This window comes from Chryseobacterium sp. C3, assembly GCF_014218905.1.
GTDB lineage: Bacteria > Bacteroidota > Bacteroidia > Flavobacteriales > Weeksellaceae > Chryseobacterium > Chryseobacterium mucoviscidosis.
Window position 1 is genome coordinate 253222 of the sequence record NZ_JACLCU010000006.1, and the last position, 20071, is coordinate 273292.

Consider the following 20071-nt stretch of genomic DNA (forward strand, 5'->3'; position numbering starts at 1 on the left):
CTCACCATAAATTATGGCAAGGAGCTAAACTGTCTGCATTTTGTGTCTATATTTGAATTTGCTGATTCGTATTACAAAAGCAAAAGTTTTTCTCTTTTTCGTTGAATTTGAATTACAAAGATATTAATTCAAACTGAATGTTTAAAATCTATTTTTTGTAAAATAACCTTTTGTGTTGTTTCAGTATGATAGAACCCCTTTTTATGAGAATTCTTTAATCTGGAACTCAGCAAAGGCAATTCCTGAGAATTTGGCCACCCCTACTTAGGGGCAGTCACTAATTTTTGTATTTGTTTTTTTGCATTGAAAAATTGTTGAATGTCTTCTATTTCGCTTGCATACTCTTCCATTAAAATTATGGGTAAGTATTTGTTTATGGTAGTTGGTGAGACCTTGGTTTCTTCCAGAATATCTTTTATTTTAAATCTTCTACATTCACTCAATAAATCAGAAAAAGCATGGCTAACAATCTGTTTTGTTCGTTCCCCTCTACATTTATTCAGGTAGATTACAGACAGTCTTTGCCTTTCTCCTTTCTGGAACTTTTTTTGCGGGTCAAATAGAAATCTCCTAACTGCATTGTTATAAGGTATAAATTCATTTCTTTTACTCAGAACAGTACTGCAAATAGTTTGTATTTCATTATCCTGCATCGGAACTGTACAGCATGAGCTATTTATTTTACTAATAAATTTAATAAGCCTCTTATCTGTTAATTCTGGATTTAAAGCAATGATTTTAATAGCAATATTTGACAGAATATAATTTCTTTTTCCTTCCTTGATAGTTTTAGGAATAACAACACTTGAATAGTATAGTTTATCATCTTTTAAATCACAGACTCCATTTTCATCGTAAACCCTTTCCTTTTCTGATATCTTTTCCTGCAAATTATCATATCTGATTGGAATATTTTCTCCATTCCATTCATAACTATTAATTTTTATATCTTTAGTAATGGAATGGTGATTTTCCTCAACATCTCCATTATCAATACTGGAATAACAAGTACAATCAAATGTATGTGCATCGGGGTTATAATAAATATCTGGGTCATAAGATATGATATTTGCCCTAACAATATCACTTGCTTTATAATCAAAAGGAATATTCAATTGACCTGCAATATCTGTAAATACTTCTTTGAAGTTGCTTTTATCAACTCCTGAGACCTTTATCAAACAACCGTAGCCAGAACCACTCACACTTTTCCAATAGGCTGTAAAATAGTTTTTATTAAATTGAAAATCTAAGCTATTATCAATATCATAGTAAATATATCCTGTTGACTGAATGGCATTTTTAATCTTTCGTTCCCCATCGGTGGTAAAATTCCACAAAATAATAGGCAACTCCTTTTTTATTGAATCAAACTCTGGAGTACCTTTTTTTAAGGTTCTGAGTTCTTTAATTTTTTTTACTTCAGCTCTGGAACTATCTTTAATATAGTCAACTACTTGCTGAATTTTTTCAATGGTTTGTGTAGATTTTTTAGCAAAAAGATTTGTGAAAGTATTGAACATTGTTTTATTGGTATTAAACAACGAACCATAGAAAGGTTGAAGTTTGAACATTGCATGTCCCGAATCTGGATTTACTCCGTGTAGCACCGTGCCCGAAGATCGGTTGCTGTTACTTTAGTTAAACTAAAGCACTTCTATGGATTCGTGTTGGTTAAAAATTATTTATCTGAAAGTTTTGTTTACGGAATGTTGTTTTAGCATCCTTTGAATTTCTTTTCTAAATCATTTACTGAGACTGTACTCCCTTTTATCCACTCATCAAGTTCCTGTTTTGAATACAGTACTTTACCTTTTGTGGGGTTATAAAACGGGATTTTACCCTCTGAATTCATTTTATAGAGGGTAGAAACTTTGTAGCCCAAATATTTTGCAGCTTCCTGAATAGTTAGAAAAGTTTTTCTAATAGATTGAGAGTAATAGAGAGAACGTGAATTGTAATAGTCCATTTGTTGCATGTGCTCCATTTTGTTTTATCTTTTTATTGTTATTAATGGTGCAAAACAAAACAAAATTTAAATCCTTAAAAATGCCTATGTACTAAATAGGCAGAAAATAGGTATTAAATATTTAGTTCTATTACATGTTTTGGAGGCTTTTCCTCCCTGAAAAGAGTTTTTTGTATGGTATTGGCTGTAAAATCTTTTGCACTTCCGTTGTGCATATATTGAAAGTTTTCAATCAGCCAGTTTTGAACCGTAGTTTTTGAATTGGAAATAATAATTGACTTGTTATAGAGTGTTTTTAAAAAATAAATTAGACAGGCTGCTGTCTGATGAAATAAGATTTTGTTTCCAGAATGACTACTTTCGGAATACATCAAGTTTTTTAATACAGAATGTACATTTTCAGCAAAATAAGGCTTCAAAGAGGAAAATATTTTTTCTCTGAACTCTTCTTTAAAGCTGATTTTCAACTCCTGCAAAACTTCTTTTGTAAAATTTTCCTCTATCTTAAATGCAGTAGAAACAATATTTTCTGAATTAGATTCAGTTTTCTGAATTTCGTTTATATATGAGTAATAATTAAGGGTATTTTCATTTTTCAGGTTTTCCAGCCTTTTAAGCAAAGATTGGTTGGCTAATGTAAGTTTTTGTTTCAATACGGAATCAGAATCCTGTAAATTGAGGCTTCCAATATTCTGAAACTTAACCGTTCCTAACACTGAATAATAAAGGTATTTTATAAAAATTTCCTTTTCTATTTTTCTCAAATAATCCTCATATCTGGAAATCTTAAATTCAATACTATGTACAGGATACTTACTATTTAAGATTCTTTCAGAATAAAGTACCACTGGCAAAGAGAAAATTTCATCTTTGGCATTCCTGAAATTTAATTTTAGAAACAATAAAATGTTAATAACAGAAAATGTTATTTCTTTTTCCAGATTTTCCAGTGCTAAATTTACAGAATCATTATTAAAATGGGGAACTTTTGGAGTAAATGGAAAACTTAGTTTCCAGTTAAAATAACTCTTTAACCCCCATTTTGAAAGGTTTAAAAGTATTTCAAAAAGCCTTTGTTTCTTTGATTTCAGGAATAGACTATACAATTCCTGCTTAAGTCTTTCTGAAATATTATCCGTTTTGAAATTTTCAAAAAAATATATAAACTCTTTTTCAGTTCTTAATTTCGTTACTTCAAATGAAGCATTAAATATTCTATGTATATCACTTAGCATTTTACGAAATTACAGAATTCCCTTTATAATTTTTTGTGTTTATGAAGTTTGGGGGATTTATATATCTATTGGATATAGTGACTGTTTTCTTTAGGTCATTATTGTACATTATTTTAGTTATTTTTATTTAAAATTTGTTTTACCTTTTGAACGGTTCCTAAGCTAACATTACATAGCTTGGCAGTATCTCTCAAAGATTGCCCTTTCTTTAGATACTTTACAACCTCTTTATACTTATCTAAAACCTGTTCATCACTTTCAACAGAGCCTTTAACCCTGCCTTTATAAACACCTTTAGCTATGGCAAGTTTTATGCCCTCTTGTTGCCTTTCCAGTAAGGTTTCTCGTTCCATCTGGGCTATGTTTGCCATCACTGAAATGATTAGTCTAAAAGCTGAATTTATTTTACCATTAACTAAGCTTTCAATTCCAAGATTATCTACTTTCAAAACAATTTTCTTTTCATTCAGAAGTTCCAAGGTGCTCAGAATGTCAAATAGATTTCTTCCTAATCGGTCAATTGAATGTACAGTTATATAATCTATTAAGCCAGCTTCAATGTCTTCAAGCATCTTTTTTCCCTCTGGTCTTTGGCTGAATGGTGTAGCCCCACTAATGATGTCAATGTAAAGTTTTTCATTAGGGTGGCTTTTCTGTAATTGTCTTGCTGTGTTCTGGTTTCCAGTAGAAACTCTAATATATCTTGCTTTCATTTGATTATGGTATAAAGCACCCTGATGACAGGGTGCAGGGTTGTTATTAATTTCTGAAATAATGGCCATTTGAACATGAATAGTCAAACATGAAATTATATGCTGTTTTCTGCCAGTCTATGAAGATGTATGAGGGCAGATTTTCGGGAATGCTGCCATCTTGTTCTAACATTTCTTGTGCAAAGTCTTCATCTGAATTAAATTCACCAGAATAAGAATCCGAAACCTTATCTAAAAGCTCCTCTGTATCTTTACAATAACTACCAATGCAATCTACGTAGGCTTCAATGATTTCAAATTCTAAGCCTGAATCGTTTATTTTCTCTGCAATTTCGTAAATGTCCTCTGAAATGTGACATTCACTTATTAACCCTTGATTGATAAAGAATTTTGGGAACTCATAATCCTGAAACATAAATTCTGGGTCTTCTTCATCGTTGTGAAGTTCTTTCATAGCCTCGTAAAGCTCATTGTAATCTGAATAGTCAGAGAGATTTAACCACTCTCCAAAGATGCTTCCTTCGTTGTACTTTTTGTAGGTTCCCACATAGAGACTACAATTGTCAAGACAATTTTGTAAATTTGCCATGTTGATAAGTTTAATTTAGTAGTTGAACATTTATTAACATTGCCTTGTTGTGGTTCCAACACTTCAAGGCTTTTTTATTGATTCAAATGTACAACATTTTTTCAAGTGTACCAAATTTAGAATAGGTATTTTTAGTACATTTTTAAACTTTTATATCATCTTTTAAACAAATCTTTTTTGTATCACGTTTAGACTTTAATCTAAATTCAGCACATGGATTAAAATAAAAACTCCAAAAAAATATAATTTTTTTTTAACCTATGATTTTTTAAATTTTTAGAATTAACCGAAGTAGGGGGGTACAAAAAAACAAAATAAACAGGGGGGGACTGTTATGTATATGGTTATTCTTTTTATATATAAATTATAAAATTAAGTTAACCTATGAATAATTTGATTATATTTAAAAAAATAAACTATGAATTCAAAAAAAATATTTAATCCATTTGAAGATGAAAAGTTTAATCAATCTTCACTCTGCCTGCAAAATAAAATTGATAAACTACTAGAAAAATATCCACATATAGCAGAATATGAAATTGATTTAAATTTATGTTATTTACTCACGATGAACCCTATTAGTATTAAATTTACCGAAAATATACCAGGTGAAATAAAAGAATTAATAGGAAAGGCTTACGAAGAATGTTTTTCTTCATATACCAGAATAAGTTAAATAAATTCTTTTATTAATTTTCTTTTACTTTAAAAAACTGTCTCCATTCCTCTGGTAAAATTTCATTCTTATAATAACTATGTGCTAAGTATCGTATGCATGATAGACCAGTTTTGTCAGTTCTGTATTGAAATGGTGATATAACTTTACTGTACCTGTCTTTTTTAAATTCTTCGAAATCTTGAGGTAGTTTGTAAATAGAATCAACAAAATATTCTTCATGAAGGTGCTTTTCAAATAACAATTGTTCTACATCAAACTCATTAAAATTGATTGATGCTATTTGTAAATTTAAGTCTTCAGCTAAAAATTTATGAAATACTTGAAAAGATTCTTCGGAATTAAAAATTACCAATAGTTCTAAAATAACTGCAAGTAAAATAGAAGAACTATCAGTATACCCTTCAGGTTTTTTGTTTAAAGCAAAAAATTCAACAACCTTTTCCATATTATTGTATAGTTCTGGAAGTCTATTATACTTTCGTTTTTCATCAATAATATTTTCTAAGGACCTAAAAATAACATCTGTTATAAAGTTAACATCTTTTTGTCTTATTGCTTTTTCATCAGCAAAAAATAAAAAAAGCTGAATAATAGGTATAGAATGATTATCTAAAATAGGTCTATAAAAGCCACTGTTATTTTGTATTAATTCAATAATTAAATCTTTTTGTTTATTTAAGATAAATCTGTGATTTTTCTCTTTTGAAAATATGATACGAAGTCTTGAAAAATATATGATGTCATCTAAATAATCAAAGCATCTCAACGGATAGCCAACAGTTTCAAAAAAAGCACCTTTTTCAGAAAAAAGTCCATCAGGTAATTTTGCAATAGAAAAAGTTTTCCGAAAATAACAATTAAAAATTTCAAATTGTAGCTTTAATAATTTTTTAAATTCTTTAATTATGGATGGTTTATTTTCGAGATTATTCTTTAATATCCAAGACCACGTTTCTAATACTAAAAATTTTGAACATTCCTTTGCTGGAATAATGTTATTGTTTTCTTTACTATAATGAAAAACTAAAGTTTGTAAAATTCCTAAAGTAGCAAATAGCTTTGCCAAGGCTCTACCTTTAACTCTATCTATTTTATCAAATTGGATTACTATAAGTTTTTTAAATTCTTTATAATCGTAATCTGGAGTATCAAGAAATGCTAAAGTTTTTTTTAATAGCCTATTACTTTCATCATCGGATAATAGATATTCATTGAAAAGATATTTACTAAATAATTCTGTCAAATGATAAATATCCCATCTTTCAAATTCACCTTCTTTAAACTCTCTTTCTATTAAACCTTCAAAAGTAGGTTTAATATTAGGCTTTAAAGTACCATTATGTACTAAAACTATTTTAGTTGGTAATTCGTTAAACCCAGGAATTGATGTGTCATTAAAAGCAGTATCTTTTGCTTCAATAATAGACTCTCTTATTCCATCTCTCTTAAAATAATTTTTATCTGTTATATCTTTATCATCATAACCTTTCAATTCGAAATACCAACGATATTTTTGACCTGTTCTATCTTTACCAATAGCTACTATATCCTTACCATATTGAGATTGTCCCTTTGCTTCTTTAGCTGTTTGAACAACCCTAAACTTTAGCGATTGTAAAAGCAATGGAAATATATAATCTAGTTCTGAATCTTCTTTTAAAGAAGATAAATAATCTTGTACAATTAAAGTATTACTGCTCATGTGAAATCGAATCTGTTATTAATTTAAAATCTTCATCTTTCCAATCTGTATGAATTGCAATTCCATGTTCAATATCAAACCTATTTGGAAAAATTAAGTGATTGCGTGGCATAGCAAAGCTATGACCAATAGAGTGTAATTTACTAATATCTCTATTATCCCCTGTTTTCCAACCACCACCTTTTGCAAGCCTAATAGATTTGACTGTACTTAGAAAGTTACTTTTGTCATTAGTAGCATCTTGCATCATCTTGCTCATCTTTTTGTTAAATATTTTATGAAATAATTCAATATGTTTTCTTTGTGTAAAATAAGGGTCAAGTTCATTAATACCAGATTTCACTCTTACATGTTTATTATAGAATGTATTCATATATATGCTAACTCTTTCTAAAACTTTTTTGTGATTTTCATTTTTATCATTTAAATTTTCCTTTAATACCTCTGTAACATGACCTCCGTAATTTTCAGAATATTCTTCAAGTTTGCAAATAAATGCTTCTTTAATTGTACTTGAAGAAGAATTTAAAAGGGGCATTAGACAAGGTAAAGTATTTTTAGGTTCGTTGTAATTCTCCGTAATGGAAACAATTAATTTATATTGTTCTAAAGGTGCAAGTTTTAAAATGTCATAATCAAAATGATAAGAGTAATGAGAATTTAATTCATTAAAAAAACTAATTCCTAAATGCCTGTTCCGAGCTTTATTAGATGTTATGAATTTAATAAACATCTTATCTAATTCATTTCGGTTATAATCATCAAGATGATGAATAAATTCACTTGCAATATTTGAAAATGGTTTAGAATCAGAAAGAGTATTTAGGACTTTTTCTAAATAATTAACATCTTTGAGATACCAGAAAGTTTGAGCAATTAAACGGAGATACTTTTTGTTACTGTAAAAATCTTTTTTTATAATGGCACATATAATGTTAATCCTTTCATCATTATACTGTTTAAGAAAAGAAATCCTATCCAACACTAAATATACTGCATCTTCATCATTAATAATTTTAAGAAGATTATTAAAAATACAATCAACAAATCTTTTTTTATTTTTTAAATTTTCACAGTTAAGAATGCTAAAAAGAATGAAAATTAACGGTCTTTTATAAGTTTGGTTCTTTTCATAATATTCATCAAAATAATTTAAAAACTTCTCAGCCTCTGCTTCAGAAATATCATCTAATCTTGCCAAACCACTAAAAATACCATCTAATCTTTTCTCCTTTTGAATGTAATTTTCAATTAGATTTGTTGATTCAGTATTTTTTGAACTATAAAGCCCCTCTATTATACAAGATATTATATTTAAATCTATATTTTCAATCTCTATTGCAATTTTAATTAAATCCTGACCTTTTTGATGATTAGATTTTACAATAGTGCATAAAGTATTCAGTAGTGCATTATAATTGATATTTAAAATCCCAGCTTCACTTTCTTTATTTATATGATTGACTATATTAAGAACAGATTGAATTAATATATTGTTTTCTAAATCCAGATAAGGAAGCTGGGCATTATAAGCATTTAAAAAAACATAATTGTTGTGACTATTTTGAATTAAATAATCTGATATATTGATAAACAAAACATTGTGTAATTTATTAGAAATATAAATTGCATATTCCCAGAGAAAAGGAAGTATTTTTAAAAATCCACCTCCCTTAAAGTTCTTACTTATTTCTGATAAAAAATTAAATGTTGACAAAAAATCTGAGCTAAAGTCAAACTTCAAATTTTCCTTACATACATCAAAAAATGCTTTACTAAAGGCATAATGATTAAGAATTTTGACTTTATTGTCTTCAAGTGTAAGTATCTCATTGGCAATTAAGATTCCTTCAGGAGTAAATTCATCCGATTTAAATGAATATTTTTTATTCTGAAAGCACATATTTACAAATTCTTTCAGCTTTGTAAATAACTCAGGATTATTTTCTAACTCTAAATTTATTATTTCAATTTTATCCATCAAATACACTTTTTAGCAATTTAATAAATATTAATTGGAAATATATGAGTAATTGTAGTTTTGAGTTTACGGGTTCCAGTATTGCCAAAATGTTTTTAATGCTTAACTTGTTGAATTGCAAAATAAAATGTAATATTAGAATTTATTTCACATAAAAGTGTTTATAAACATAGATAGATGATTTCATATTTAATTGGTAGCGTAGTAATAGCTACAACAGTTGGGTTAATTAACAATGCTGTTAAAGAAAAAAAGAAAAAGAAATTACAAGCTCAGAGAGAAAAGGAAGAAAGAGATAAACTATGTAAAGAATTTAGAGTTTTCCTTATTAAAGTAAAGGTTGCAAATCAAGATTTTCAAAATTTAACCAATAATGAAAATGGTTATTTTTCCTACTACAAGCTAACTCAATGGAAAGGCAAGTATGATACCTTATTGAGAAACAATATAGTTCGTAAATCCTATAAAAATATTGGATTGTCATTTTCTGAAGAAAAAGAGATTGAATTTTTTGTTGGATTAATCAATAATGCTGAGAGTCATCGTGAAAATTTTAATGATGAATTTTTAGAATACGAACTTAAAGAAACTCAATCTTTATTAAGTAACATAGATGGAGGAAAGTCATTAGATAATCAACAGAGAGAAGCCATACTTCGTGATGAGGACAACAGTTTAGTTATTGCTGGGGCTGGTTGTGGTAAAACCACAACAATAATGGGTAAAGTTAATTATCTCAATAAGAGATTAAAGATTTCACCTGAAGAAATTCTCTTAATTTCTTTCACAAAAAAAAGTGCAGAAGACCTTGCAAATAAAGTAAATATAAAAGGTATTGATGCCAAAACCTTTCATAAATTGGGATTAGATATCATAAAAGATGTTGAAAAAGCTAAAACATCACTATATGACCAAGAGCCTTTATATTTTTTAAAAGATACATTTAAAAAGCTATCAACCAATGAGAAATACCTTAATGTTTTGACTAAATATTTTACTGATTTCATCAAGATAAGTAAGGATGATTTTGAGTTTAATAATCAGGCAGAACATATACAACATCTCAAAGACCAAAATTTTAGACCCTACAAAAAAATTGAAATAAATGTAAAAGATAAGGTAACGGTATTAAGAGAAATTGTAAAAAGTCAAGAAGAATGTAAAATTGCCAATTTCTTGTTGTTTAATGGACTTGACTACAGATATGAAGAGCCTTATGAAATAGCTACAAGAGATTTAAATTATAGGCAATATCAACCTGATTTTAGTTTATACCAAGAAGGTAAGAGAATTTATTTAGAGCACTATGCATTAGATAAAAATGGAAATGTTCCTCCTTTTTTTGCTAATGAAAATATCAGTTTAGCAGATGCTAAAATAAAATATCATGAAGGTATTCAATGGAAAAGAAAAGTACATGAAGAAAATGGCACAATCTGTATAGAAACTTTTAGTTATCAATTTAAAGATGGTAGTTTTGAAGAGAATCTAATAAAAACTATTAAATCTCAAGGCTTTTTGATTAAACCCTTAACAGAACGAGAAAAGTGGGAACTGATTCAGGAAAATGCTTCTGATGAGGTTGAATCGTTAATTGCTTTGTTTAATACTTTTCTCAGCCTTTATAAGTCAACTAATATCACATACGAAGAACTTCAAAATAAAATTAAGGTAAAGTCAGGTTTTGATAGACAGAGGTGTATTTATTTTGTTGCTTTATTTTATCCACTTTACCAAGCTTACGAAGCTATGCTGAAGAGGAAACAACAGATTGATTTCAGTGATATGATAAATCAGGCTGTACATTATATTGAAACTAAAAAATATGTACACCAATACAAATATCTTATTATCGATGAGTTTCAGGATATTTCCACTGGGAGGTATAAACTAATTAATGCTTTTAAAAAGCAAAGAGAAAATGTTAAATTATTTGCTGTTGGTGATGACTGGCAGTCAATTTATCGTTTTACAGGTAGTGATATTAGCTTATTTAACAATTTTGAAGAGTATTTTGGGTTTACCAATACATCAAAAATAGAGACAACTTACAGATTTGGATTACCAATGATAGAAATTTCTGGAAGATTTGTTATGAAAAATCCTGCTCAAATCGAAAAGCATCTTAAAAATAAATCAAATGTTCAATCTGACTTAGAGATATTCTATACTTTTTCTGATGAGAATGATGATTCCAAAGCCTTAGAAGAGGCTATTATCAAAGTTATTAAAACCCAAATTTTGAATTTAAATGCAGAACCAAGCGAAGAAGAAATAAAACAGATTTTATCACGAAAATATTATCTATTAGGTAGATATAATCATGATTTTAACCGAATCAAACCAGAACAAAATAATTTTAAAATTATACGAGAAAATACTATTGAATACAAATATAGTGACCGATTAAAAATTGAATTAGAATTTTTCACAGCTCACAGGTCAAAAGGATTAGAAGCTGAATATGTGTTTGTATTAAATTGTAATTCTGGAAGACTGGGGTTTCCATCTGAAATGTATGATGACCCAGTACTATTACTTCTTTTGGGAGAATCTGAATCCTACCCAAATAGTGAAGAAAGAAGGCTTTTTTATGTGGCACTTACGAGAGCAAAGCTAAAGACATCACTAATTGCAAATAAAAGATTTGCCTCAAAATTCATACAGGAATTGGAGAGAGCTCAAAACAGTCAATTAAAAAATGTTATGAAATGTCCAAGATGTGAATCAGGAGACTTAGAGCTTAAATCAGGGGAAAAAAACAATCGAAAGTGGGCTTTTTATGGCTGCTCGAACTTTGCAGTTTATGACTGTCAATATAGAAAATGGCTTAATGATGCTGAAATAGAATTATTACATAAAACTAATATACATGAATTTACAGGAAACTAAAAGAAACGTTCAAAAAGCAATAAGCTGTTTATTAGAGAACGATTTGCACTTATTACAACAAAACTTATCCGAGAGAAGTATTGCTCATAAATTAGCTTATTACCTGACTGACTTATTTGAAAATTATCATGTAGATTGTGAATATAATGGTGATTTAACTTGTGATGGTTTAAGAAAAATCCTTCAAATTCCTCAAGAAGTAATGGAAGAACTTGCTGTCAGAAGTATTAGGCAAAATGATACTTATAATATTTTTCCTGACATTATTGTACATGAAAGAAGAACAAATGAGCGAAATCACCTAATAATTGAGATGAAGAAAAAGAATACGAATCACAAAGAAAAAGAATATGATTTTATAAAGTTAAAAGAGTTTACTAAGCAATATCGTTACAACTTAGGAATTTATTTAGAGTTTCAAACAGGAGAGAACTCTCAAATTAATGAAGTTCGATATTTTCAAAAGGGGGAAGAAAAGATAGAAACACTACTTGAAGATTTTCAACTCTAATAATTATTTATAAAATTTAGATTAACCATTAAGCATCTATAATGTGAATTTGACAGAAAAATTTAAAAGGATAAAGCCAAGAGAAAATTCTGGTTCTGTGGCTTCAAATAGATTTGATTTTCAAAAAAATTGGGCTATCTGTAAGTTAATAGAACTAACAAATTCAAATGTTGATTTTTTATTGGCTTTTGAGTATCATGAAGACATCATTGTACTTGATTCTGTAAATAATCCTACCCAAATTGATTTTTATCAAATTAAAACAAAAGACAAAGGGAGCTATTCTTTAAAAAATATATTAACGAGAAAAAAGTTAAAAAATGGTGATGGTGGCTCAATACTAGGGAAACTGTATCAGAATAAACTACATTTTGAGGTTGAGACAAATAGTTTAAACATCGTTTCTAACACTAAGTTTAATATTAAATCCATCCAAGAAAATAAGTTAATAATATGTTGTAACGAACTTCATGAGGATGAAAAGGTCGAAATAGAAAATTGCCTTAAATCTGAACTATCAATAGAGTGGCTACAGGATTTTTTTAATATTATTTTCCTCCATACATCTGAACTAACAATAGAGCATCACAATGAAATAACCAAAGATAAGCTCAATAGATTAATTGAAACCCGTTATAATGCTCATGTTAAATATAACCCATCTTTAGCGTATAGAACCATTTTCGATGAAGTTAATAGAAGAAATAATTTAGAAAGAGAAATCCAAAGCTTTGATGAATTAATTAATTTTAAATCTATTTCTAAGGCAGACTTTGAAGCTATGCTTAAAATAGTTGTATCTGAACCAGATAAACTTGATTTACTAAAAAATAAATTATTTAACTTATTAGATGCTGAAAAAATTAATCTGTCACTAAGAAAAAAATATTTGGAAGCATGGAAGGATGTACAAATACAATATCTGAGCCTTAGCAACGATTTTTTTAATCAGTGTGTTGAGGTTATAAAAAAAGTAATTGAAGAAAATATAGAACAATTGGATGGTAACTTATTGGAATCTTTGGACAAGCTTTATAAGGCATTACTTAATCAGAAGATTATCCAAAAGCAACAGATATATTCGGAATACTTTCTAAAAATGGTTATTTTAAAAGAAATTTATCATGAAGAGTAACTTTCACAAATTAATAAGAAACTTAAGAACTAGTAAATATGAAAAGGTTAATTTTCGAGGAGATTCAGATATTGTCCTACAGAGAAAAAAAAGCAATAAAAATACAATTCAGCCCAAAAAAGACAATAATCAAGGGAGCTAATCAAGTTGGGAAATCAAGTTTGTTAAAAAGCATATACTATACCTTAGGTGCAACTCCAACAGTTTTAAATCGAAATTGGCTAAAAGCTGAACCAATTACATATCTAAAATTTAAAGTTGATGGACAAAGCTTCAACGTTTTGAGGTATGATAAGTCCCGTTATGCTGTTGTTAATGAATTAGATGAGGTAATACCTCATACATTTAAATCATTATCAATTTTCCTAAATGAGATTTTTAATTTTAATCTTTTGCTTTCTAACCGAAAAGGAGAAGGAGAAAATCCCCCAAGTCCATATCTTTTTTTGCCATTTTATATTGACCAAGATAAAAGCTGGAATGACAGCTGGAATACTTTCTCTGGTCTTGGGCAATATAGCAGTTGGAAAAAGCCTGTAACAGAGTACCATGCAGGAATAAAAGGTAATAAATTTTATCAAACAAAAACGGATTTGGATAGTACTAGAATTGAGTTAAGTGAAACCAAGAATGAAATTAATACCTTAAATAAAATCCTTGGAGGAATAAGAGAAAAATTAAATAATGAAAGTTTTAACGTTACTGCTGAGGATTTTAGTACAGAGGTATCAGAGTTATTGACAGAGTGTGAAACATTAAAAACAGAACAAAACAAATTAAAACTAAAGCTTACAGACTTATATAATCATAAATCAATTTTAGATTCAAGGATAGCAATTATTGAAAATGCAATCCACGAAGCAAAAGCTGACTATAAATATGCTCTTAACTATATTGATGAAGTTGTAGATTGTCCGATGTGTGGAGCTCATTATGAAAATAATTTTAATGAAAGATTTTCTATTGCAGAAGATGAAGAGAAGTTGCAGGAGCTATTAACGGAATTAAGAATTGAAGTTTTGAAGGTAAATGATGAAATTGCAAAACATGATAAGTCATTTGTAGAAACTAAAATTGATTTTGAAAAAATAGAACAGCTACTAAATTCTAAAAAGGAAGAAGTTAAGCTTATTGATTTAATTGAAAATGAGGGAAAGAGGAAGGTAAACGAAATTTTTAAAAATGAAAAAAACTTAATTTATCAGAAAATTGGAAATGCAAGAACACGTTTTGAATTGCTTGAAAAAGAACTTAAAGAGATTAATAAAGAGAATGAGAACAGAAAAAAAAGAATAATGTTGTTATATAGAACGAAGCTAAGGGATTTCTTAGAAGAGCTTAATGTAAATCCTGATAAAATTTCTGAAACCTTTTTTAATAGAATTGATAATAAGATTAATGAGCAAGGTAGCAATCTGCCAAGAGCCCTATTAGCTTATTACTTTGCTTTCCTACATGTAATGAATCTTTACTCCACATCAACATTTTGTCCTATTGTTATTGATTCACCTAAGCAACAAGAGCAAGATGAAGAAAATACAAAAGCAATTATGAACTTTATTAATAATAATCAACCAGATAATTCACAAGTTATTTTAGGATTAGTTGATGATATTGATACAGATGTATTAGAAGGATATACCATAGTGTTAGAAGATGACAAATATTCTCTTTTAAAAGAAAGTTATTTTGAGGAAGTTAATGATGAGTTATTTCCAATAATTGAGAAAGTTATTTTACATGAATAATAATTCGGGGGCTGTTTCAGAGCCCTCTTTTACATAGTAGCTTTTATTGTTCTGAAGAGTACTTTTAGTTATTTCTTATCGTAATTTTTTTTGCCCCCTCATTTAAGAAAGTAACAGATGTTGCATTAGTTGGTGGTGGTGGTTATCCGCAACCGGGTGAAATTTCACTGGCTCATAACGGTGTTTTATTTCTGGATGAAATGCCGGAATTTAAAAGAACGGTTCTTGAAGTGATGAGACAACCTTTGGAAGATCGTGAAGTTACTATTTCAAGAGCCCGATTTACGGTAAATTATCCTGCCAGTTTTATGCTTGTTGCTTCAATGAATCCGAGTCCGAGCGGATTTTTTCCGGATGATCCCAATAATACTTCTTCCACCTACGAAATGCAGCGGTATATGAGTAAGCTTTCCGGGCCGCTTCTTGACAGAATTGACATTCATATTGAAGTACAAAAAGTAGAATTTGAACAGTTGGCTGAACGCAGAAAAGGTGAAAAAAGCGAGGACATCCGAAAGCGGGTTCTTATTGCCCGCGAAACGCAGAGAGAACGTTATAAAGATTTAAAAATCAGCTACAATGCTCAAATAGGACCGAAAGAAATTGAAAAGTTCTGTGAACTGGATACCGTATCTTTCAACCTCATCAAAATGGCAATGGAAAAGCTTAATCTTTCCGCGCGAGCTTACGACAGGATTTTAAAAGTATCGAGAACCATTGCCGATCTTGAGGAATCTGAGAATATTCTTTCTCATCATGTTTCGGAAGCCATCCAATACAGGAGTTTAGACCGTGAATTCTGGAATGCCTGATCATAGAATATCTCTTTGTTTTAATTATAATTTTTTGTGGTTTCGGGGCAGCTTCGCTGCCCCGAAACTTTTATTGAAATAATTTTTAATACGACAAGTTTTGTCGTTATAAACATTCATGTTTGCAAAAAAGATCAGAATAAAACTCAAAATAGTAATGAAAACTGCTGTAGAAATTTCCGAAACAAACTCCAAAGAAAATCATTTCAAATCCATCGTTCTTCTTTCAAAAGATTTTGCGCCGCATGAAAGTTCGGTAGAAGAAATAGACACTGCCATTCTCAAAAATGATTTCGGAATCTTAATCATTAAAAACAGTAAGGATCAGACGGCAGAATTTTCATGGCAGAAAAATATTATTTCTTCCAATACGGAAAGTGGCTATTTTAAGGAAATAATGAATGATCTGGGAGTAACCGTTCATCATAATGAAGATTCTATTGCCATAATTAATGGTGGGGTTAAACAGTTTCTGACGATTCATTTTATGATTTAATTGTAAAAAATTAAGCTAAATAAAAAAGTCCGCCAAAATAATGAGCGGACTTTTTCATTTATGATAAGACCTTTTAAATGGATAACGGAACGTTTTAAATTCCTTTTTTTCCATCCAAAATCATCTGAATCATTTTCAGCTTTCTGTTTTCTCGTGTTTCTGGCTTTTTTGCTTCTTCAATCCAGCGGATATATTCCTTTCTGTGGGTATAGCTCATCTTGTCGAATAATACTTTCGCATCAGGATTTTCATTAAAAAGCAATACAATATCTTCCGCAATCTCCACTACTCTTTCTTCTTTGTCTTCAAGCAGATAAACAGAAACCTCATCACCGAAAGTTTTACCAAGTTTGTTTCTTATTTCCTGAGTTAAGCCTAAAATGTGACAGTCGGATTTCATTTTAGCGAGGCTTCCGCGATATTCCACCTTATCGTCAAAAGCAGCTTTTATTTTTACCTGATCTTTTTTACCAAATATCTCTTCCGTGGAAAAAGGAAATTCTACAAAAGCCGCATTCATTTCGCCGTTTTGCTTAATAACTGCTTTAAATTGTACAGAATCTGTTTTCATACATTTACATTTAGCACAATAACCACCACAGATTAAAATTATCCAGTTTTCCGTCTTTAAAATAGAACATAAAGGAATCTTCTATCTCCTTTCCTACCGGAATGCTGAAACGCTGAATATTCTTCTGATCGGTATTTTCGATTTTCAGTTTGGGAAATAGCTTTTGGAAATCTTCAACAGTGGTTTCCTGTGTAAGAATAATATGATGCGACTTGATCTCAAAACGGTTATTTCCGGATTTCGCACTGCTGAAAATAACCTTATGATTATTTGAAATAAATTCAGCATTGTTGGTATAGGAAGTGGTTATTTTACCATCAAAGTTTACAAGATCTTTTCCGTATGTTTTTTCCATCCACGTTTTATCAAGCCATTCAAAAGGGCTTCCGCAGTCCCATGGTTCCGTTTTAACAGAATCATTTTTTGGATGGAGTTTTTGGAATTGTTCCTGAGGTAAAACAATATCATTTCCATTCACCTGAACGTTTTCAATTTTCAGGAAATCATCTGTAAATACTTTAGGCAATTCTTTTTCTGATTGTTTTTCTTTAGGTAAACTGTCTTGTTTGATAATCGTTTGTAAAGAATCTTTTTCCTGTAAAGATTTTAAATTTTCCTTCTCTTTTTTCTGACAGCTCCATAATGCTAAAAACATCAGTAACCCTGTTAAGATTTTATCTTTCATCATTTAATAATATTTTTTGATCGGGTTAAAATAGTAAAATTTAAGCATAAAAAAACCGCGAAAGTAAACTTTCGCGGCTCCCATATCTGTTAAAAGATTATTTTTTCTTTCCTTTTGCAGGAGTTGCTTTTGGCATTTTTGTTTTGGTGTCTGCAGGAGTGTTCTCGTCTTTTACCAATTGTAATTCGTCGATAAGTCTTCTTGCACCCGCATATTTGTCGATCGTCCAAAGAACGAAACGAACGTCTACGTTAATGGTTTTCTGCCATTCCTGTTCGAAAACGATATCACCGCTTAATGCTTCACTGTTTCCGTCGAATGCAATACCTATTAAGTTTCCGTCTGCATCGATTACCGGAGAACCGGAGTTCCCTCCTGTAATATCATTGTTGGAAAGGAAGTTAACCGGCATATAACCTTTAGCATCTGCATACTGACCGAAATCTTTCAGGTTGTAAAGATCGATCACTCTCTGTGGAAGATCAAACTCTTCGTCCCCTTTCTTGTATTTTCCTACAAGACCTGTCATATCAGTATAATAGTTATCGGTAATCCCGAAGTAGTTTCTGTCTGATCGGATTGGCAATTTGTCTACCGTTCCGTACGTTAATCTCATGGTAGAGTTTGCATCCGGATAGAATTTTTTCTCAGGCATTGCCTTCATTAATCCTGCTAAGAACAATCTGTTGTTTTTAGCAAAATTATCATCAATTTTCACAAATCTTTCAGCGGAAGCTTTTTGATCTGCCATAATTCCGTTTGCAATTTTCCAAAGCGGATCTGCATCCAGTTTCAACGGATCAGGATTCAGCATAAAGTTTGTTGCAGAAGTTTTGTTTGCGAAGATGGAAGAATACGCTACATTCGAAAGATTTTTAGCATCCAGTCCCATAATGGTTTCAGAAGCTACATCTTTGTTTACTCTTGTCTGGTAAAGGTTTACCATAGAGTTCATCATTTCTCCTTCAAGCTTGATATTGATGTTTTCATAAGCAGATTTCAATGCTGCCTCTACTTTCGGCTTCATTGCCAGTCTTCCTGCCATATCCTGTTTTGCATATGCCTGAAGAACGCTTCCTACCTGTAATGCAAGTGTGAAATATTTAGAATTTCTGGAAAGCTGCGTCATGTACATTCTCTCCACGTTTCTGTCTGAAGTCTGCTTGTAATAAAGTCCGATATCTTCTAAAACCGTTTCGTACTCAACCACGTTTTCAGGCTGTACTGCCCAGGTTTTAAATCTTTCTTCGATTTTTTGCTTGTCTGTGATGGTTCCGTTTTTAATAACGGCATCAATAGTACCTTGTCTGTTTTTCCAGTAGTTCGCTACAGAAGCATATTGAGAAGCATAGTTCAGCTGAGTTCCTTTGTCTTTATCCATGTATTTTTTCATTACATCCATGGCTAATTTAGAAGCTTCAACCCAAGCCGGATAATCTTTGTTTACCATCTGCTGAATTCCGTAAGAAGTCAGGTAACGGTTGGTTCTTCCCGGATATCCTAAGATCATTGAGAAATCTCCGGGCTTTACTCCTTTCAGAGAAACCGGCAAGAAATGTTTTGGTTTTAAAGGAACGTTGCTTGGAGAAAATTCTGCTGGATTTCCCGCCGCATCAGCATACACTCTGAAAACAGTAAAGTCTGCGGTGTGTCTTGGCCACTCCCAGTTATCGGTATCACCTCCAAATTTTCCCAGTGCAGAAGGCGGAGCTCCTACCAATCTGATATCTTTATAATCCTGATAAACAAAATAGTAGAATTCGTTTCCGTTGAAGAAGTCTCTTACAACTACGGTATATTTTCCGTTTTCAGAGTTTTCAGACTGGATCGCTTTTGTTTCAGCGTCGATCACAGCTTTTCTCTCTGCAGCGGACATATTGTTGTTTAGTTTAGCGTTGATTCTTTGGGTAGCATCATCCATTCTTACCAAAAATCTTACGTAAAGATCTTTTGCATTGAACTCATCTTTCTGCTTCATTGCCCAGAATCCGTTCTTCAGATAATCTTTCTCCGGTGTAGAAGCGGCAGCTACAGCACCATATCCACAGTGGTGATTGGTAAAAATAAGACCCTGATTGGAAACAATTTCTCCTGTACAGAATCCTCCAAAGCTTACGATTGCATCTTTTAAGCTTGAATTATTAACAGAATAAATCTCTTCCGGTGTAAGATGCAATCCTTCTTTTTGCATATCTACCCCATTCAGTCTTTTCACGAGCATTAACAGCCACATTCCTTCATCTGCCCTCATCTGGACAAAACTTAAAAGGAAAGTGAATAGTAGTAATATTCTTTTCATTTTATAAAATAATTTTTGTGTCGCTAATTTACTAATTTTTTTACTGTCTGATGT

The 20071-nt window shown here is 30.4% G+C and carries 16 protein-coding genes and 1 pseudogene; 7 read left to right on the forward strand and 10 right to left on the reverse strand.

Annotated elements, in window-relative coordinates:
* Nucleotides 1-260 precede the first annotated feature (260 nt).
* The 5 genes from H6W53_RS15220 to H6W53_RS15240 all read right to left on the reverse strand — a co-directional run bounded on the left by H6W53_RS15220 (nucleotide 261) and on the right by H6W53_RS15240 (nucleotide 4506).
* The gene (locus tag H6W53_RS15220) at nucleotides 261-1523 is read right to left on the reverse strand and encodes a hypothetical protein (RefSeq protein WP_185207988.1); all 1263 of its coding nucleotides are present in this window, start codon (nucleotides 1521-1523) and stop codon (nucleotides 261-263) included.
* A gap of 194 nt (nucleotides 1524-1717) precedes the next feature.
* Entirely contained in the window at nucleotides 1718-1978 is a 261-nt protein-coding gene (locus H6W53_RS15225) for a helix-turn-helix domain-containing protein (RefSeq protein WP_185207991.1), read from the reverse strand.
* Nucleotides 1979-2082: 104 nt separating this feature from the next.
* A complete protein-coding gene (locus H6W53_RS15230; protein WP_185207993.1) occupies nucleotides 2083-3204 on the reverse strand; it encodes a hypothetical protein in 1122 nt (373 codons plus the stop codon).
* Nucleotides 3205-3317: 113 nt separating this feature from the next.
* A complete protein-coding gene (locus tag H6W53_RS15235; protein WP_185207995.1) occupies nucleotides 3318-3917 on the reverse strand; it encodes a recombinase family protein in 600 nt (199 codons plus the stop codon).
* Nucleotides 3918-3963: 46 nt separating this feature from the next.
* Nucleotides 3964-4506, reverse strand: coding sequence for an antirestriction protein ArdA (locus tag H6W53_RS15240; RefSeq protein ID WP_185207997.1), 543 nt, complete (start codon nucleotides 4504-4506; stop codon nucleotides 3964-3966).
* Nucleotides 4507-4924: 418 nt separating this feature from the next.
* Here H6W53_RS15240 and H6W53_RS15245 point away from each other — a divergent pair, with 418 nt between their 5' ends.
* Nucleotides 4925-5182 carry a hypothetical protein gene (locus tag H6W53_RS15245; RefSeq protein ID WP_185208000.1) on the forward strand — a complete coding sequence of 86 codons (258 nt, stop codon included), beginning with the start codon at nucleotides 4925-4927 and terminating at the stop codon, nucleotides 5180-5182.
* A 13-nt stretch (nucleotides 5183-5195) separates the two neighbouring features.
* On the opposite strand, the gene H6W53_RS15250 is transcribed toward H6W53_RS15245, so the two are convergent.
* The gene (locus H6W53_RS15250) at nucleotides 5196-6887 is read right to left on the reverse strand and encodes a hypothetical protein (protein ID WP_185208002.1); all 1692 of its coding nucleotides are present in this window, start codon (nucleotides 6885-6887) and stop codon (nucleotides 5196-5198) included.
* A complete protein-coding gene (locus H6W53_RS15255; protein ID WP_185208004.1) occupies nucleotides 6877-8868 on the reverse strand; it encodes a hypothetical protein in 1992 nt (663 codons plus the stop codon). The genes H6W53_RS15250 and H6W53_RS15255 overlap by 11 nt, the downstream gene beginning before the upstream one ends.
* A gap of 177 nt (nucleotides 8869-9045) precedes the next feature.
* On the opposite strand from H6W53_RS15255, the gene H6W53_RS15260 reads away from it, so the two are divergent.
* The 6 genes and pseudogenes from H6W53_RS15260 to H6W53_RS15285 all read left to right on the forward strand — a co-directional run bounded on the left by H6W53_RS15260 (nucleotide 9046) and on the right by H6W53_RS15285 (nucleotide 16462).
* Nucleotides 9046-11760 (forward strand): UvrD-helicase domain-containing protein, encoded by a 2715-nt coding sequence (locus H6W53_RS15260; RefSeq protein ID WP_185208006.1) that lies wholly within the window; start codon nucleotides 9046-9048, stop codon nucleotides 11758-11760.
* The gene (locus tag H6W53_RS15265) at nucleotides 11741-12271 is read left to right on the forward strand and encodes a hypothetical protein (protein WP_185208009.1); all 531 of its coding nucleotides are present in this window, start codon (nucleotides 11741-11743) and stop codon (nucleotides 12269-12271) included. Before H6W53_RS15260 ends, H6W53_RS15265 begins: the two co-directional genes overlap by 20 nt.
* A 43-nt stretch (nucleotides 12272-12314) precedes the next feature.
* On the forward strand, nucleotides 12315-13406 hold the full coding sequence (locus H6W53_RS15270) for a dsDNA nuclease domain-containing protein (protein WP_185208011.1): 1092 nt from the start codon (nucleotides 12315-12317) through the stop codon (nucleotides 13404-13406).
* Between the two features lie 38 nt (nucleotides 13407-13444).
* On the forward strand, nucleotides 13445-15154 hold the full coding sequence (locus H6W53_RS15275; protein WP_185208013.1) for a hypothetical protein: 1710 nt from the start codon (nucleotides 13445-13447) through the stop codon (nucleotides 15152-15154).
* A 110-nt stretch (nucleotides 15155-15264) separates the two neighbouring features.
* A pseudogene (locus H6W53_RS15280) lies at nucleotides 15265-15966 on the forward strand (YifB family Mg chelatase-like AAA ATPase); the annotation flags it as partial.
* Between the two features lie 157 nt (nucleotides 15967-16123).
* A complete protein-coding gene (locus tag H6W53_RS15285; protein ID WP_185208016.1) occupies nucleotides 16124-16462 on the forward strand; it encodes a hypothetical protein in 339 nt (112 codons plus the stop codon).
* A 94-nt stretch (nucleotides 16463-16556) separates the two neighbouring features.
* Here H6W53_RS15285 and H6W53_RS15290 read toward each other — a convergent pair whose 3' ends face one another.
* The 3 genes from H6W53_RS15290 to H6W53_RS15300 form a co-directional block, all read right to left on the reverse strand.
* A complete protein-coding gene (locus H6W53_RS15290; protein WP_185208018.1) occupies nucleotides 16557-17033 on the reverse strand; it encodes a YdeI/OmpD-associated family protein in 477 nt (158 codons plus the stop codon).
* Between the two features lie 10 nt (nucleotides 17034-17043).
* On the reverse strand, nucleotides 17044-17721 hold the full coding sequence (locus H6W53_RS15295) for a hypothetical protein (RefSeq protein ID WP_185208021.1): 678 nt from the start codon (nucleotides 17719-17721) through the stop codon (nucleotides 17044-17046).
* A 94-nt stretch (nucleotides 17722-17815) separates the two neighbouring features.
* Entirely contained in the window at nucleotides 17816-20017 is a 2202-nt protein-coding gene (locus H6W53_RS15300; RefSeq protein WP_185208023.1) for a S46 family peptidase, read from the reverse strand.
* Between the last annotated feature and the right edge of the window lie 54 nt (nucleotides 20018-20071).